Below are 17,654 nucleotides of genomic sequence, written 5' to 3'. Positions count from 1 at the left end.
TCAAAAGTAGAGTATAAATAACGCCACTTAAGTGACTTTCAAATTTTGCGATGACTCAGAATGCACCAAAGAACTCGCTTTCAGAATTGGTCAGATAAATACCATAAGAACTCATGAGAGTTAACGATCAACTTTTTCTGAATAAAGATCGTATTGAAAAAATATGTTAAAAACAGCGAAGAACCCGGCTCTCCATTATTTTGAATGCCCGTATAAAACGATTTGATCGCAAAATGAGATTTTTAACTTTGAAAAATTAACTCTTAAATATCCATTCATTCCAATTTTTTCAGACGAACCTATTTTAATTGATTTATTTTCCCTCAATCTAATCTAGTGTCGAATCTTCATCAAAGAAAAGCACTGCATGTTGATAGGAACTCTAATTTATCAGTTCGATTCACCTGAGAATGTCTGCTGGAGAATGATAACATAATTGGCTTTAGACTATCGCTTATCGAATCCAGTGTTCGTAGCAGGATGGATTCATATTCTGTCTCTATCCATTCCTGAATAGAGCTAGGCGATCTTCTAAAATTGTAGTTAGTAAGATAGAAATTTTTAAAGGATTAATTCACGTACCTGAGCTATTAGATCCATTTCGGTCACTTCATAATCAGGAATTTTTATGTAATTTTGGACTTTTCTGTAAGTCAACGCTTGTTGGAGCTACCAATACTTCTGAAAGGAGATTTTGCGTTGCTGAACGATGATGAAAAGTCATTATTCTTAAACTGGCTCGACGAGAATGGCGCCACTGTAATAAAGGTTGCGCGTGCTTATACCCTCACTAGTGAGGAATGTCAGGACCTGGCTCAGGAAATACTGCTGCAAGCTTGGCAATCCCTACCAAACTTCGAGCGTAAGGCTGCTCCTGCAACGTGGTTTTATCGAGTCGCACTACAAACCGCTATGAATTGGAATAGAAAGGACAAACCGCGACGATCAAGACAACAACCGTTACTGGAGGTTCAGGCCATAGCAACTGACTGTGTTGACAGCGCAGAGCAAGCTCAGCATCGAGATACCGTTGAACAACTCTACAAAGCAATCAATCAGTTACCGAAAACCGACGCGGCGTTGGTACTGCTTTACCTTGATGAACTCAGCTATCGAGAGATGGCCGAAGTGTTAGGCATCTCTGAAAACAATGTGGGTGTGAAATTGAACCGGGCAAAAAAAGTTTTAAACGAACTGATGAAAGGCCAGTCACATGAACCCTGATAGCCATATGAATCCTGACGATTATCAGCAAGCCTGGCAGGCGCATTCGTCGCAGACACGTGTCATCATCGATGCCGATTTACTACGCAAAGAAGCACAATATGACCAGCTAAGTTTCCGATCTGCGATCTTCTGGCGCGATTTTTGCGAAATAGGAATCGCATTGCTCATGATTCCGTTATGGTTCTATCTCGGAGCTGTGACATCTTCGCCATGGACATGGTATTTGACAGTCCCCGTTCTCGTTTGGATGGCCGGGTTCATGCTGGTATATCGAATGAGGCACAAGCAAAAGCCCAGTCAACCGGATGAACCACTCCTTATTTGCGTGAAACGCTCAGTAACCGAGGTGGAGGATCAAATCTGGTTGCTCCGCAATGTCTTCTGGTGGTATTTGCTCCCCCCCAGCATTTCAATCATGGCTTTTTTTGCCCAAGTTTCCTGGGAGTCACGATCTGAAGGCTGGTTGGCTGCTCTTATGTTCTTCATCGGACTCTCCATCTTTCTATTCGCATTATATTCTTTCATCTATTATCTAAATAAAAGATACGTACATTTGCAGCTAGAACCAAGACGACAGGAACTATTGACCTTGATTACAAGCCTCCGAGATGAAACGAACGTTGAAGGCGTAAATGATCGTGTCAGCTTGCCTGGGCTGCCCTTTGCGCAAGACAGACTTCCAACGTCTTGCACTTCTCCGGCCAGAATAGCCATTGGCTTGTTTACTATTGTGGTCATCATGCTGTTCCTGGTTTACATGATCAACATGGCGATTACTTCAAACTCCTCTCACCTTACCAGTGAAGGCTATCCGAAGATATCTCCCTTCGCCGGAGTGCGATGGCAGGAATCCCAACCAGAAGTCAAGCTCGGAGAGGAGTGGTTTAAGCTCGAATCGCTGAACAATATACCTGCCGATGAGATCGTAGCCTTTAGCCAACGAACCTACGAGGACTTGTGGCGCAAAAGATTCGAGGAAGATCTGGTTGAACTCCTAACTCGTATGGGTCATCCACCACAGGACACAGTTACCTTGGTTGTTCAACCTTTGACATCTTCACAGCCACAGGTTCGGAAGAACGTCCCCATGACAAAAGCGAATCGACGTGCGATCCGGGAAGAGGCCCGAAAGCGAAAGTATGACACTTCGGAACCATAGCAAAAATATGAGACGCCGTCTCGATCAAAACACGAGACAGTTCTTTGACGCTTCTTGTGATGAAGCTAAAAATTCAGTGATGGAATTGCCAAAGTTTTGCTGTTGTCATGTCATCGAAGATATTCAGTATAATGGTTAATGACATGAGTCGTACCCATCACGACTTTGATTCACTCTGGTTGCCTTTATGGTCAATCTCTATTCAATTTTTAGTACCACAGCAAAATCACAAGGACTTTTTTCAGGTAAGGTCACTTTCAAAGAAGTGCTGGTTTGCTTCCACTTCACCGAATCTTCAGAGCCAAGCAGCTTAATCCTTCTGACTTTCTTCAGAGTACCATTATCATTCTTCGCCAAAGATTTGATCAAAACCTGTCGTTCTTCTGGCCAACCAAGAATTATGGCATAGAGAGTATCGCCTCGAGTGGTGAAGCGAATATCCTGGGCAGTAAATCCCTTGTTTTTCTCTTCCTGTTTTTCCCCTTCGATGGTCACGCTGGGCCCTTCTCCATAAGTTAACCAGGGACGTGTTTCATAAATTGCTTCTCCATTCATTTTCAGCCATTCGCCAATTTTTCGTAACATGTTCTGTTCCATCTGGGGAATGCTGCCATCAGGTTTGGGACACACATTGAGAAGCAACACTCCATTTTTTGAGACGATATCAACCAGATCATCTACGATTAAATTCACAGGTTTGTAGTGTTGATCACGGATATGTCCCCAGGAATTAAAGCTGACAGAAGTATCCGTTTGCCAAAGTAGCGGGCGAATCCCTGCCAGCTTGCCGCGTTCGATATCCAACACAGCTGCGCTTTCCGGAAATGCGTTCAATTTATAATTCAGCACAACCTCTTGATGATTTTTTGCTGCATCGTTGTAGTAGTACGCAGCAAATTTTTTGAGGTGTTTTTGAAACGGATTGGTGTCATAGGATTTCACCCAGATCGGAGAAATCCCAAAATCAAACCAGATCAGATCAGGATGATATTTTTCTACTAGTTCACCCGTACGGGCGAGCCAATGGTTTTTAAATGCCATGTCCTGTGGAGGCCAGGGTTTACTCAAGTCATACACATCATCCGCGTATAGAAATTCATGATCACGACCATACAGATCAAAATAGTGAGGATTAACATTATCAAAATGTGGCTTACGTGGAAAGTACGCCCAGTTAAAGGCCCGATGACTGGAAACCCCAAATTTCAGACCCGCTTTGCGAGTTTCTTTTTCAAGTAAGCCAATGATATCTCGCTTAGGCCCCATGTCGACTGCATTCCAACGCGTCAGATTACTATCGTACATAGCGAAACCATCATGGTGTTCTGCGACTGGCACTACATAGCGTGCTCCCGCATCTTTGAAGAGTTTCACCCACTGCGCCGCGTTAAAATTATCTCCCGTTAATAAGGGAATGAAATTTTTATAACCAAAATCCTTGTGGAGACCATAGGTTTTGGCATGATGTGCATAAGTATTTCCACGCCATGTTTTTTTATCGATATACATCCAGCGGGGATACCACTCACTTCCAAAAGCGGGCACACTGTAAGCCCCCCAATGAATAAAAATTCCAAACTTGGCATCCTGATACCACATTGGAATCTTGTATTTTTCGAGAGAGTTCCAATCAGGTTGAAAGGGGCCTTTGTGAGCAATGGCTTTAATCTTCTCAAGAAGTACGCTTTCTGAGAGAATCGGCTGCTGCTTATCATGCGCATTGGCCTCAGACGAAGCCAAGCCAATGAGTGAAGATAAAATTAGAACCTGAATGACCCATGAAGAGGGCATAAAATTCGCCTTTGATAGAAAGCTAATGAGGTAGTACCACTAGAACATCAGTACTTACCATTATAACTCTCTGTCTCAGCAAATACAGCTGAAATTCGTCCGCTCAGTCCTCCTTAAATACATGCTCAGAAACAATTTCACATGAATTTTCCGCCTTCATTAGCTTTAACTTCTCAATCGTTCATTAACAAACATTGTTCTGACACACTTAATCGTTTAATCAGAGTATAAATCAAAGGGGTAGAAATAATGGACACTATTCTGATTTTAAGGAAAAATCGACCACGTTCTCATCATCCAGAGAAATGTTGGCCGTCAACTTAGTTTTATTTTCGTTGTGATATTTCGCCGGGATCGATTCTTCCCGCGCGCCAACAAAATTCCCTTCATCATCATATTTTTGTCCGCGCGTCGTGATGGCTACTTTGAACTTTCCAGGGGGGCACCCTTTTTCATTGATATAGATCAATTCGTACTTTCCCTCAGTATCACTGACCCCGATTGCGCCCCGCGGTGCGCTCCCCTCGGTGGGCATGAAAATGATCCTCGCAGATTCTACAGGATTTCCATCGAGTGTAACGGTTCCCGAAACATATGCGAGTTCGGGGCGGTCACCACGATCACCACAACCAACCTGGAAAAACAGAAATAGTAACGAGAATAAAACAAAGCGATTGGCGCAAGACATGTTTGACCTCCCTATAAAAAGATAGTCAATTGAGACAGGAAAGAACTAAAAAGACTCAAGAGTAAAACTCCTCTTAAGCAACTTTTAAGTTTGACACATTTCTGAAGAATGCATCGTGCAAAAATATCAAATTAATCCAGGAGAGAGGAAGAGTCGACAGGAATCTTCCTTCCCCCCCTGATTGTTTTAGTAAAATCAAAACATTACAATTGGAATGAAATCTTTTCTAGAATTCACCGATCACTTCAGCATCGTTAATAGCACATAACAACTCGTAGATAGCGTTATCGTGCCCCCAACCTCCACCACCTTGATTCACATTCTCACTCACAAAACGAACCGATCCATCACAGAGGAGGAAATGAAGGCCTCCGACATGCTGACTGGAAGTTGCACGGTCAAAAGCCCAGTGCAATGGATCATTCATTGGAACACCGGCTGCAAAGCTCACATCAGGAATCCCTCTCCAATCACCTGTCGAACCTGAAGCTCCAAATGCACTTCCTGATCTTCCATTATTTGATGCTGCTACGGGAAGCTTCCCGTAAACACGTTCTCCCACAAGAATGGTATTACTTGTCCCATCGATAATATCGCGTATCCGTACATTGCTGTTTTTGAAAAAGACCCCTGTAGGGCGATTCCAGAATTCCGTACCAACTGGTTCTACCATTCTCGCCATATTATGCCCCGAGCTTCCTACATAGTTAGATCCCGCCAGAAAATGAGGTTGATTAGCAGAATCTCTAATCCGACGCGAATCATTTATGGCAGGTTTTGGATCTGAGGGGCACAAGAAAACAGGAAGTGGCGTCGCTGCCACACTCGCCAACACGGGGTCAGCCAAAGCCTGTGCTAAACTTTGACCAGAAACATCCATTTGATTGTATAATGCAGCCTGATCAAGAAATGGGAAGCAGTAAGCGGGCCATCCCCAGTTTCCTTGCTCTGTATACCCATTCGCATCGTCATTTTGTGCTGAAATTGCAGGAGGGAAAGTGCGGTGTACATCATGATAGTTATGGAGTGCCAAACCAATCTGTTTCAGGTTATTTTTGCATGTACTCCTTCGAGCAGCTTCTCGGGCCTGTTGCACTGCAGGAAGCAACAAAGCAATCAGAATGGCAATAATGGCAATGACTACCAACAATTCAATGAGCGTAAAACCACGACGCCTGGTCAAGCTTTTCATGAAATCTTCCCTTGAAAATAGATAGAAATGATTTGTGTGATATTTAATGATTTTTACGCTGAAATTGTGTAGTGACAATGAGATTATGAGATAAAATATTAAGGTTTTTTCACACAACTTTATTTCTTAAATAATCCAATAGATAATCTGACTATGGCTTATCGACCGCAGATTGCTGTTCTTGTGGAAACATCCAAAACATATGGGCGCGGGATTATTGAAGGAATTTCCCAATATGTAAGGAGCCATCGGCACTGGTCTATTTTTATCAACGAACGAGGTTTGGATGATCCTTTACCTGAGTGGATTGAGCAACGCCCCACTGATGGAATCTTGTTAAGAACTTCCAATGCGACTGTGTTTGATGCAGTCAAGAAACTCAAGATTCCCACAGTTTCACTTGGGGAAATATATGATCCCCATTTTCCCATCGTACACACGAACGATCGACGCCTGGCGATTTTGGCCGCACAGGAATTTCTACATCGAGGTTATAAAACAATCGGTTTTGCGGGTATTCAGGGCACAACCTGGTCAGACATTCGATATCAAGCTATCGTCAATTTTCTAGATCAATCAATATTTCACTCCTGCTGTGATCCATCGAACGCTGAAGGTGGCCTCTTAGACTGGCCAACTCATCAAGCGGAATTGACAAAGTGGCTCCAGGAAATTCCCAAACCAGTAGGGATCATTGCAGCTTATGATGTCATCGGTGTTCGGGTGTTAGATGTTTGCAATGAACTTGGGATTGCCGTTCCAGCCGAAGTTGCCGTCATTGGAATTGATGATGATCAGTATCTTTGCGAACTTGCAAATCCACCATTGAGCAGTGTTGCACACAGTCTTCAGGAAATAGGATATCGTGCATGTTCCGTTTTGGATCAAATTATGCAAGGAGGAGCAGTACCAGATGAGCCAATTTTGATTGAACCACAAGGTGTGATTGCGCGTCAGTCGAGTGATATTTTTGCCATCGATGATCCACTCATTGCAAAAGCAATTCAATACATTCGCGATCATGCCTGTGATGGAATCAATGTGAATGACGTGTTAAAAAGATTCCCATTAACAAGAGCCACATTGACACGCCGATTCGAAAAGTATATTGGGCACTCTGCCAAAGAAGAAATCATGCGATTGCAAATGATTCGTGTAAAAGAACTGCTGACGGAAACCGATTTCAATCTGGAGAAAATTGCAAAGCTCTCTGGATACAATCACGTCGAACACATGAGCACAATCTTTAAAACCAAAAATGCAATCACCCCAGGCAAATATCGCGAAAGGTCAAAAACAGAATCTTGAAAATTCAATCAAGTACTATGGAGATGATTCAATTCTTGCTCTATATGACAATGCTATTTGATAAACTACAAAATGACTTTTTTCACTGTTACAATCCGTTGAGTATGAAATCAAATGAATCACCTTTCTCACTTATTATATTTGTTTTTTATCTTTACACCAATTCTTCTCCATGGGGAGGAAAGAATCACTTTAAATGCAAGGTCAATGACTTACGTCCTTCAAGCTGACAAACTTGCCTCTTCTAGAAATGAGGCGGTCAAGAGACTGGCATCGAGCGGACGTGATCTCATCGTTTTAGATTATGCGTATAATACAGATATAAATGGATTATGGACTTCAGATGAAATTGAGAGTATTCGTAAAGGTAAGTTTGGTCGCAAAGTTGTTGCGTACATTTCTATCGGTGAGGCCGAAGATTACCGTCCCTATTGGCAAAGTCATTGGGATACAAACCAGGACGGCCAGCCTGACAAAGGAGCACCGTCATTTTTGAATACCCTTAATTCAGATTGGGAAGGAAACTATAAGGTACGTTATTGGCACAGGTCGTGGCAGAATATCATCCTGAAATATGTAGATGAAATCAAGAATCAAGGATTTGATGGGATTTACCTGGATATTGTCGATGCCTTTGAATTCTACGAATATGACGCGAAGAACAATAAATGGGTGGACAATCGAATAAACCCTGCAACCGGCAATACCTACCGTCAAGACATGATTGCATGGGTCCGCAAGATTGCACTACATGCGCGTAAAACCAAACCTCACTTTTTAATCATTCCTCAAAATGCGGCACAACTATTGACAGAGCCCGAATATGTAAATTCCATAGATTCAATCGGTATTGAGGATCTCTTCACAACTGGAAATAAAAAACAGAAGCAGGATCACATCGAAGGAATGATCAGATTCCTCAAAAATATTCAAAGAGTCCGCAAGCCTGTCTTTCTCATTGAATATGGAAAGAAGAAAGTTGTGAGAGAGTATTCAAGCAAGAGTGCAAAATCAAATGATATGTTTCTGTTACTCACAAACCGAAATCTCTCAATTTTAGGAATTGCTGTAAGTGAGGACTGAAAGTGCATGAATATTTAAGGCTTACAGAAAAAGTTCTAAGAATTAGTTCATCTGCCTTGAATTGAATTCCAGGCCTACTCTATACACAATATAATTAAATGACTTCCTTATATTATCTTATACCCTTACTATTTTAGAATCACATCCATGAATCCTCCCAATCAATCTCGCCGCGCGTTTCTTAAAACTTCAGTTGCAATGTCGGGGGTATTTCCATTTACCACAGGCTTGGTTCAAGCAGAAACGAATGAGGCAAGTAGACCACTGATTGCCTACGTAGGCACGTTCAGTTCTCCCCTGCGCGATATGTTGGCGACTCAAGTTGACTTGCCACCCGGCAATGGGCGTGGTATTCATCTTTTCCAGATCAATCGCGAGACCGGGGCAATGACACCTGCGGGCATTCATGCAATGGGGACAAGCCCGAGTTGCCTGGCTGTCAATGCATCAGGCACTCATCTTTATTCCACTAATGAAACAGATCGTGTGGGAAAAGAGAATCACGGGACAGTCAGCTCATTCAGTATCAACAAGCAAGATGGAAAATTAAAGTCACTCAACACGGTTAGCTCTGGTGGAGCAGGTCCCACTTATGTGAGCATTCATCCTTCCGGTCGCTTTCTACTGATTGCTAATTATTTTGGTGGTTCAGTATCGGTGCTTCCCATTTTGCAGGATGGTCGGTTGGGAAACACGACAGATCTTAAATACGATGCTGGAAAAATTGGCCCTACAACAGCCACAAATGCACCGAAAGGTAGCTTTGCCATCAGTGGTCATGATCGAACACACGCACATATGATTCAATCCGATCCTACAGGACGATTTGTACTGCACGTTGATTTGGGCTTAGATAAAATCTATATCTGGAAGTTTAATGATAAAACTGGAAAACTGACCGCAAATGATCCACCCGCAATCTCCCTCCCTCCAGGTGATGGCCCTCGGCATTTCCATTTTCATCCCAATGGTTGTTGGTTCTACTCCATTCAAGAAGAAGGTTCGACAATTGTTTTGTTCGATTATGACTCTAAGGTGGGAAAGCTAACTTCGCGGCAAACCATTTCCACTCTCCCAGCTGAATTTGAGGGAAGCAACTTTTGCTCAGAAATTCTTGTTTCAGCCGATGGAAAGTTTGTTTATGCAGGCAACCGTTTGCATGACAGCATCGGAATTTTTTCTGTTGGTTCTGAGGGCAAACTCACCTTCATTGGTGAAGAATGGACACGAGGAAATTACCCACGCAGTTTCAGTTTTGATCCTACAGGACAGTTTTTATATTGTTGCAATCAACGGGCAGATAGTATTGCAGTCTTTCAGATAAATAAGAAAACTGGCAAATTGAAATTCACCAACCACTACGCTGCGGTAGGCAACCCTTCGCATATTGTCTTTCTAGACCTTGCAAAAGCAGATCGTTAAAAATGAATTGAACCTTGAAGATTAGTGTTTTTGATTAATCTGATTCCACGACCAGATAAGCCTGTAATGAGATCTTCGTTTTCGCTTTAGTTGAATAGTTCTACTTCAATCTAATCAGAACTTCATTGCGGCGGAAGGGACCGGGAGTCCAGGGAGGATCGTAGCCCGCGTACTCAGAATCACCATCAGCAATCAGACCTTTTTTGCTCATCCACTTGCGTAAGTTTTCTTCTTCTTTTGCGACTGTTTTTTCATTTATTCTTCCGTTAAATCGGACCACGGCAAAACGCCCACCAACACGCTTTTGTACTCGAACTTTCTTGTTTGCCGGATTGGGAACACCTTGCTTCGTGACAGTTTTTGGGACAACAAATCCCATTTGACCTGATTCCTCAGAGCCTTTAGGTTCCATGAAAACGGGTGTCGTCATCGCTACTTTTTGCTGATCGTCATTGGCACCGTCAATATATCGAAATAATCGCATAAAGCTTCCATCGTCGCCTTGCGAATTAAACTGCATATTGGTCGTCACCAGCATCAGATCTGGATATTCGCGAGTTTCAAAGGGGCTCTCTGCTTTAAGTACTTTGTATTCCGCCGATTCATACGCAGTTCTGGCAGTCAGCTTCCAGCCATAATAGCCAAGCACGCCTACGACGATAACAACGCTGAAATAGATCATTCTTTTTCTAGCCATTTTGAATTCACTCTTATAATTTTTCAGTCTGTGCAGCTTCAACTTTAATCCAATCGACATCCAGCTTGAATGGTCCTGCTTTTTTATCACCGAGTAAGAAACCAATCGAATTGACTTGTGGTGCGTTGACTTGTCCAGCATTCGCGACAATTCTTCCAAACGAAGTGGCGACAAAGTCTTTAAGTGGCAAGCGTAATTCAATCCATTTGTCTTTTTCCGTTTTGAATTCCATACGATAAGAAAATGCAACACGACGTATTGGCAGGTATAGATTTAATGAGTATTTCCGACCATCACCTTTCACTCGAGTCAGGAGTGTGTCTCCAACCTGCAGGTTCAGCTGTTTGGGTCGCGAACGAACTGAAGCAAAACCGCCGTTATTTTCGAGTGACAGAGTTCCAAAGAATTCCAGCCTTCCCTCATTCGAAATTCGAAAACGCCCCTTTGAAATGCCTCCCATTACACCGTCATTGACAGTTTGCCATTGGTTACCGGCCTTTTGATTTGAAAAATCAAATAAGATTCGTGGCTTCAGACCATAGTTAACCTTAGCGAGTAACTTGAACGAACTCGCATTTGCTCCAGTGTCGATAAGATCTCCACCGATGGCTCGAGTATTTGTAGTCAAAATGACGCTGATCACAGACGCTACTAGAACCGTGTCTTTGAAAAAACGAACCATTACTAAACTCCCTAAATTCAGCTACACCGACTTAATTCTATCAATAGCCGTTTATTATACTAATTCCGTCCAGAACGAGCACATAAATTCAATAGTTTTATAGATGTAACAGGTGATATGACAAGTCCTTACAGAATGATTAATTGCTCGATACACAGTATTGATAATTAAAATTCTAAGTCCAACAAAAATTTCTTTGAATCACCAGTATCAAAAGAGCCAGATTATCCACAAATTCTTAGATTGATTATTGACACATTTCTTTTTTCTGTATATACAGATATAGGAGACTAATATGTCAAGTAGTAAAAAACCACTAAAAGCAGAATTGATCTCACAATCGTGTATCGCCTTACGGATGCGATTGGCAAATCGTGTGATCACTAAAATCTATGATGATGCACTTCGCCCTTTAAAATTGAGAGTGCCGCAGTTGGCAATGCTCGCTTTTGCCGAAGAACGGGGCCTACTTCGACAGTCCGACATATGTAGCCAATTACAAATTGATGATTCTACTCTGAGTCGTAACTTGGAACGCATGCATTCCAATGGGTGGCTAGAAGAAGCCATCGGAGAAGATGCTCGTGAACGTCCATATCAACTGACAACTAAGGGAAAAAAACTACTGCATCAGGCAATTCCCATCTGGAGCGAGGCTCAGAAGAAAGCAAGCGAACTGTTAGGCGAGAGTGGGGTAGCAACACTGCAATCTTTTGCCAGACAACAGGGGCTCAGCATATAATATTTTTTAACCCATTACCTGCATATACAGACTTAAGTTTATTAATCAAAACAAGGAGCAAACCACAAAAATCAAATCCATTTCAACCTAACGCTGCTAAGTTCAGCAACAGCCACCAATTTACAAATAGTTATGGTCTCTTGAATAATTCTGTTTCTATTCAAAGCTGAGTGACATTTCGATATTCGTTTCAAAAAGGAGAAAAAGATGTCCAATCAACCACAGACAGTCAAAGCGGCTGCAGTACAAGCAGCGTCTGTTTTGTATGATCGTGAAAAAACGCTCGACAAAGCAGTAGCCTTGATTGAGGAAGCGGCCAACGCAGGCGCTGAACTCGTTGGATTTCCTGAATCGTTTCTACCAGGTTATCCTTACCATATCTGGCTTGGTGCACCTAACTGGTATCAGTCTTTGTTCAAAGAGTGGTTTCTCAACAACGTTGAAGTTAACAGCAAAACGACAGATATACTATGCGAGAGCGCTCGCACAAATAGTATCGACATCGTGATGGGAGTGAGTGAGCGAGAAGGAAATAGTTGTTACAACACACTGCTGTTCATCAACCGACGTGGAGAATTGCTAGGTAAACATCGTAAAATTATGCCTACACATGCAGAAAGAACTCATTGGGGACTCGGAGGTGGCGGCAAAAACATCAAAACCTATGATTTTGAAAACTACCGTCTCAGCGGCTTACTCTGTTGGGAACACTCAATGGACTTGATGCGTCATGCCGTGATCGCAGAACGACCACAGATTCACGTGGGGGCCTGGGTCGGAGGAATGGCAATTTCGCCCTGGTGGGATCAGTTTGAAATGCTGTCGGACCTCTGTTCTCGATACCACGCTCATGCAGGTGACTGTTTTGTCCTCAATGTACATGGCGCGTTAGACCAGACAGGCTTTAACAAACTGTGCGAAACCGACTATCAAGCTGACAAACTACGGATGGGTGGTGGTCTCTCATCTATCATTGCTCCCGGCGGAAAATTGCTGGCAGGACCAGTCATAGATGAAGAAACGATCTTGTATGCCGATCTCGATTTTAGCGCGATTGCTGACTGGGCTTATTTTCATGATGCCGTAGGACACTATGCACGACCTGATCTGCTGAGCCTGATGGTAAATACAGAGGAATACCATGTCACCCGACCAATGGCGGCTACTCCAGTGGACCATTTGCAACACAAATCAATCATTCACAGTCGCGGAGACAGAAGTCGGTTTGATTTTCCAGGTTATAAGGAAAGCACTGGAATAGTTGAGCTCCCGAATTTGCAAACTATGACACACTAAAATGATTTGCTATTTTTTTCTACCTTTATCTGCATATACAGATTATTTTCGTTTATTTTTAAAAAGGAGGAGCACATGTATTTTAATTCATCATAACGGAAGTTCCAGAGTCAAACGCGTTACAGAAACCGTCAGCTAATTCAATGATTTAAATCTCATCAAAACACAAGGAGAAATGTCATGCCAGTCATCGATATCCAGTATCAGAAGGGCGCTTTATCTGAAGCAGCAAAAACAGAGTTACCAACTAAGCTCGGGCAAATAGCAATTGGCTATGAAGGACTTGAAGGCAGTCAGTTTGCCAAGGAATTTACCTGGGTCTATCTGCACGAAATGCCTGCCAACCATGTGACACAGGTTTCCGGCGCTCCTCCGAAACCAATTTACCGTCTGCGATTCACAACACTGCAATCGTTACTCAACAACGAAAATAAGCATCGATTGGGAGAAGACGTAACCCGCGCAATTTATGAGGCTGAGGGTTCAGTGTGGGATGAAGAAGAGGCATACAACCGTGTGTGGGTCTTCTTTGAGGATGTAAGCGAAGGCGATTGGATCGCTGGAGCACGCATTAATAGTCTTAAAGGCTTGCGTGATAAGTTAGCCGAAGAACGACAGGAAGCCGCTTGCTAGTGAATTCCTTTGAACGCGGAGCTGCGCTGATTTCAATCACGCGTACTCCGCGGTTTCTCGTCCAATCATACTAACATCACTGATAGGTTAATTTAATATTGATCGAGATCGAACAACCGATAATCACAGCCCTTTTCTCACAGGAGTTGATTCATGAAACTCTCACTCACACCTTTTTTGCTTTTAGCAGAGCTGGCATTTTTACTATTTGTTTTCCGCAATGCAAATCGCAAAAACGGATTTCCTTACTGGCGTCTTCTAGTGTTCTGGCTCTGGATTGTAATTTATGCGGGAATGGCAACGTACCTGGGATACAAGGGAGTTTACGTTTCTGAAGCACTGCTCAACTATTTTCCAGGTTTCTGGCTTCAGTTGATCACAGTCACTTCATGCGTTGCTCCCGTGTTACTGAGTCCGGGCCTCAGGCATGACCTCAGAAGTGCCGTAGATGCAACCATGTGGGAACATTGGATCTATTTTAATATGCTACGACTTGCGGCAGTGGGAACTTTAGTCGGAGCCAGCAGAAACTCGTTTCCAATCTATTTTGAGTTACTGGTAGGAATTCCTGATTTACTGTTTGCGCTATCCACATTTTGGATACTAAAAAGAACAAAAGCGGATCGACTCTCAAGCCGCCAGTTTTATTACTGGAATCTCATTGGCGCCTTCGTCATCGTGCCCGCGGCACCGATCTTACTTCAACTTGGCCTACCCGGACCTCTACAGGTCTTTAACGCTCAACCAGATGCACGTGCCGTATTTGCTTTCCCAATGTCTATTGCTGCCATGATCGGAGTCCCTCTTTTTGTTTTGGTAAATCTCCTCGTTGCATGGCATCTGTTCGAGCAGAGAACGAAACAACCTACCCGTAACAGTCATACTCTTAAGGCAGGCACATCGATGTAATTCAATTAATACAACAAAATCAATATGCCTTTAGAATCTATAAAAAGTTCTCGTAACCATCTTTAAAAAAGATTACGATAGTCGGGCATATTTTTAAAAGAGTTCTTCTTTGAATTCTTCCATTTGTTATTGGATCACTGGCAACCAGAATTAGTGAAGAAAGAAATTCCCATGAAGTCGCAACTCATAACATGGACCGTTTCAACTCTGCTCGTCTGCTGCCTTTTACAAAAGACCGAAGCCAATAACAACTATTTTTTACCCGGCGATGCGTTCTTTCACTGCATCATCACTGAAAACGTATTACAAAAATTGGATAAAGATCCGGAACGCGTATTATACTATCGTTTCGTTTGTGAACCCGCTTTCTGTGGATACGCAGGTTACAGCAAAATATCACTAAAAAGTGAAAATCAAAAACTTGCCGATAATATCCAAAAAGCATACTACCAAATTCGAAAATCAGTACCGTTAGAACTCAGAGTCGATGAGATCTCTCCCAATTCTGCATTAAAAAAAACAAAAGAAAAACTAACTAAGTTTGAAGAGATCAATGGCCTCAGTTTGTTTTTATATAATGAAGATTATGAGTGGCAAAAAAGGAAGATCGCCATCAAATACAATGAAGATTGGATAAAAGATCTCCAAAAGTTTGGATTTAAAGGCGGAAGATATTGCGAGTTCGTGAAAACCTCAGATGCAATTGTAAGGTCATGGGCTCTGGGTAACTATATAAAACCGTTAGCTGTTCAACTCCCAGAGGTCGCTATCGAAAAATACAAAACTGTCAATGTGCCAATGACTCCAAAAGGCCCTTTGAAAGCTCTCATCTTATTTGATCGAGATTACAAACAGTATTTTAACATGAAACGAGGCATGCAATTACTAGAAGTCTCGAATAAGGAAATCAAACACTATTATGTTGATAAACGTGAGTGGAAACTCGATGAAGAAGAATAACCTTCATTAAATGACGGTTAATTGTCAATTCAAATTCATCAACCAGAAACAAGAGGAGTGCATCAGAAGTAGAACCGAAATATTGAGAAAAGAATCGTAGTTGTGTTAGTAGAAATTAGAACGAAGGCTGTGTACATTATTGAAACGGCATTTAATAAAAGCGCTGTTGTAATGCTAAAATACGAAACCATAGCCTCGCGAACACATTTGGACCCATTAATATGCTGCTCACTCTCGTTTCTTTCCTGTTCTTTACAGGGCTCGTGGCCGTCCTGACCTGGTGGACTACACGCCGTGATGATCACGACAGCAGTAGCGGTTACTTCCTTGCGGGTCGAACGCTTACGTTTCCCTTGATTGCTGGCTCGCTTTTGCTCACAAACCTATCCACTGAGCAGATGGTTGGATTGAACGGTGCGGCTTTCACAGATGGTCTGTGTGTGATGGTTTGGGAAGTGGTCTGTGTTGTCGCTCTGGTCTTTATGGCATGGTTCTTTCTTCCACGCTTCTTAAAAAGTGGCGTAGCAACTGTGCCTGAGTACCTCGGAATTCGATTTGATCACCAAACACAGGTAATTACGAATCTGATCTTCCTGGTGGCTTATGTGGGTATTCTGCTCCCGATTATTCTCTATACAGGGGCGACCGGAATGATAGGAATTCTGAACGTACATTTCATGTTGGGTAGCTTGCCGGAAGCACTCGGAATCGATCCTGAAACGACCGCTCTATGGCTGATCGTCTGGTGCGTGGGAATCATTGGATCAATCTACGCTTTGTTTGGTGGTTTGCGAACAGTTGCTGTTTCTGACACCTTAAATGGCATCGGTTTGTTTGTCGGCGGTTTTTTGATCACCGGATATGTATTGTCGATGCTTGGTGGCGAGGGTGGTATTTCAGTTGGAACACAGTTGCTTTTGGATCAACAGAAAGAACGTTTCAATTCGATCGGTAGCCCCGAATCATCAGTTCCGTTTGGCACAATCTTCTCAGGTATCTTTCTCTTGAATCTATTCTACTGGACTACCAACCAGCAAATCATTCAACGTACCTTTGGAGCCAGCAGTTTAGCTGAAGGACAGAAGGGTGTTTTGTTAACGGGTGCATTGAAACTATTGGGGCCAATTTATCTGGTGATTCCCGGAATGATCGCTTTCACCATGTTCGCAGGTGAAAATATCAAAGCAGATAATGCATACGGACTATTAGTGAATCGTGTCTTGCCCCCTCACTTGACGGGTTTCTTCGCAGCGGCAATGATCGGTGCAATTCTTTCGAGCTTTAATTCCGCCCTGAATAGTTCTTGCACGTTATTCAGCCTCGGCCTTTACAAAAACGTTCTGAGACAGGACGCCAGTGAAACAGAGATAGTCAATTCCGGAAAAATATTTGGATGGATTGTCGCAGTTGTGGCAATGTGTATCGCCCCCTTGTTAGCAAATACAACCAGTATCTTTGGTTACCTGCAAAAGATGAACGGGATTTATTTCATTCCCATCTTTGCGGTAGTCCTTGTCGGAATGTTAACCAAACGTGTCCCTTCACTCGCAGCAAAAATCGGGCTTGTCGCGGGTTTCGCAGTGATTGCCATTGGTTATTTTGTACCACCGTTTAACATGATCGTCGCCTCGTTACACGACTATCACTTTCTGGGAATTGTCTTCAGTTGGCTCATGATACTGATGTTGGTGATTGGCGAGATTGCCCCCCGCGAAACTGAATTTGTCCAGGAAGACGTTGGAGCCGTTGATATGACACCATGGCAACTTGCCAAACCAGCTGGAATGATTTTAATTCTGATTGTTTTCAGCATTTACGTTACATTTTCTGATTTCTCTGTACTAGGTGCGAACGGAAGTTAAATC

The 17,654-nt window shown here is 42.8% G+C and carries 16 protein-coding genes; 11 read left to right on the top strand and 5 right to left on the bottom strand.

The features are described from left to right. Positions 1 to 699: 699 nt before the first annotated feature. Together V202x_RS17775 and V202x_RS17770 are read left to right on the top strand one after the other, a co-directional pair. On the top strand, positions 700 to 1,224 hold the full coding sequence (locus V202x_RS17775; protein WP_145180652.1) for an RNA polymerase sigma factor: 525 nt from the start codon (positions 700 to 702) through the stop codon (positions 1,222 to 1,224). Then, positions 1,214 to 2,386, top strand: a complete 1,173-nt coding sequence (locus V202x_RS17770; RefSeq protein WP_145177824.1) for a hypothetical protein — start codon at positions 1,214 to 1,216, stop codon at positions 2,384 to 2,386. The genes V202x_RS17775 and V202x_RS17770 overlap by 11 nt, the downstream gene beginning before the upstream one ends. Positions 2,387 to 2,584: 198 nt before the next feature. On the opposite strand, the gene V202x_RS17765 is transcribed toward V202x_RS17770, so the two are convergent. From V202x_RS17765 to V202x_RS17755, 3 genes are all read right to left on the bottom strand, one after another. After that, the gene (locus tag V202x_RS17765; RefSeq protein WP_145177822.1) at positions 2,585 to 4,177 is read right to left on the bottom strand and encodes an alpha-L-fucosidase; all 1,593 of its coding nucleotides are present in this window, start codon (positions 4,175 to 4,177) and stop codon (positions 2,585 to 2,587) included. Between the two features lie 256 nt (positions 4,178 to 4,433). Beyond that, positions 4,434 to 4,865 (bottom strand): carboxypeptidase regulatory-like domain-containing protein, encoded by a 432-nt coding sequence (locus V202x_RS17760; protein WP_145177820.1) that lies wholly within the window; start codon positions 4,863 to 4,865, stop codon positions 4,434 to 4,436. A 226-nt stretch (positions 4,866 to 5,091) separates the two neighbouring features. After that, positions 5,092 to 6,057, bottom strand: coding sequence for a DUF1559 domain-containing protein (locus V202x_RS17755; RefSeq protein ID WP_145177818.1), 966 nt, complete (start codon positions 6,055 to 6,057; stop codon positions 5,092 to 5,094). Between the two features lie 153 nt (positions 6,058 to 6,210). Between V202x_RS17755 and V202x_RS17750 the strand changes: the two genes are divergently transcribed. From V202x_RS17750 to V202x_RS17740, 3 genes are all read left to right on the top strand, one after another. Next, complete coding sequence (locus V202x_RS17750) at positions 6,211 to 7,365, top strand: xylose operon transcription regulator XylR (RefSeq protein ID WP_145177815.1); 1,155 nt, start codon at positions 6,211 to 6,213, stop codon at positions 7,363 to 7,365. 114 nt (positions 7,366 to 7,479) lie between these two features. Further along, complete coding sequence (locus tag V202x_RS17745) at positions 7,480 to 8,448, top strand: MJ1477/TM1410 family putative glycoside hydrolase (RefSeq protein ID WP_145177813.1); 969 nt, start codon at positions 7,480 to 7,482, stop codon at positions 8,446 to 8,448. 147 nt (positions 8,449 to 8,595) lie between these two features. Beyond that, positions 8,596 to 9,870, top strand: coding sequence for a lactonase family protein (locus tag V202x_RS17740; RefSeq protein WP_145177811.1), 1,275 nt, complete (start codon positions 8,596 to 8,598; stop codon positions 9,868 to 9,870). A 100-nt stretch (positions 9,871 to 9,970) separates the two neighbouring features. Here V202x_RS17740 and V202x_RS17735 read toward each other — a convergent pair whose 3' ends face one another. Further along, on the bottom strand, positions 9,971 to 10,567 hold the full coding sequence (locus V202x_RS17735) for an SOUL family heme-binding protein (protein WP_145177809.1): 597 nt from the start codon (positions 10,565 to 10,567) through the stop codon (positions 9,971 to 9,973). Positions 10,568 to 10,580: 13 nt separating this feature from the next. Continuing rightward, entirely contained in the window at positions 10,581 to 11,249 is a 669-nt protein-coding gene (locus V202x_RS17730) for a CIA30 family protein (protein WP_145177807.1), read from the bottom strand. A 295-nt stretch (positions 11,250 to 11,544) separates the two neighbouring features. On the opposite strand from V202x_RS17730, the gene V202x_RS17725 reads away from it, so the two are divergent. From V202x_RS17725 to V202x_RS17700, 6 genes are all read left to right on the top strand, one after another. Beyond that, positions 11,545 to 11,991 carry a MarR family winged helix-turn-helix transcriptional regulator gene (locus V202x_RS17725; RefSeq protein ID WP_145177805.1) on the top strand — a complete coding sequence of 149 codons (447 nt, stop codon included), beginning with the start codon at positions 11,545 to 11,547 and terminating at the stop codon, positions 11,989 to 11,991. 207 nt (positions 11,992 to 12,198) lie between these two features. Next, the gene (locus V202x_RS17720) at positions 12,199 to 13,287 is read left to right on the top strand and encodes a carbon-nitrogen hydrolase family protein (RefSeq protein WP_145177803.1); all 1,089 of its coding nucleotides are present in this window, start codon (positions 12,199 to 12,201) and stop codon (positions 13,285 to 13,287) included. Between the two features lie 180 nt (positions 13,288 to 13,467). Continuing rightward, positions 13,468 to 13,920 (top strand): hypothetical protein, encoded by a 453-nt coding sequence (locus tag V202x_RS17715; RefSeq protein ID WP_145177801.1) that lies wholly within the window; start codon positions 13,468 to 13,470, stop codon positions 13,918 to 13,920. 153 nt (positions 13,921 to 14,073) lie between these two features. Next, entirely contained in the window at positions 14,074 to 14,829 is a 756-nt protein-coding gene (locus V202x_RS17710) for a hypothetical protein (protein WP_145177799.1), read from the top strand. Between the two features lie 312 nt (positions 14,830 to 15,141). Continuing rightward, complete coding sequence (locus tag V202x_RS17705; protein WP_145177797.1) at positions 15,142 to 15,789, top strand: hypothetical protein; 648 nt, start codon at positions 15,142 to 15,144, stop codon at positions 15,787 to 15,789. Positions 15,790 to 16,010: 221 nt separating this feature from the next. Further along, a complete protein-coding gene (locus V202x_RS17700; RefSeq protein WP_145177795.1) occupies positions 16,011 to 17,651 on the top strand; it encodes a solute:sodium symporter family transporter in 1,641 nt (546 codons plus the stop codon). Positions 17,652 to 17,654 lie beyond the last annotated feature (3 nt).

The organism is Gimesia aquarii, assembly GCF_007748175.1.
Taxonomy (GTDB): domain Bacteria; phylum Planctomycetota; class Planctomycetia; order Planctomycetales; family Planctomycetaceae; genus Gimesia; species Gimesia aquarii_A.
Note: the sequence above shows the minus strand (reverse complement) of the source record. Positions and strands in the feature narration are given on the sequence as shown.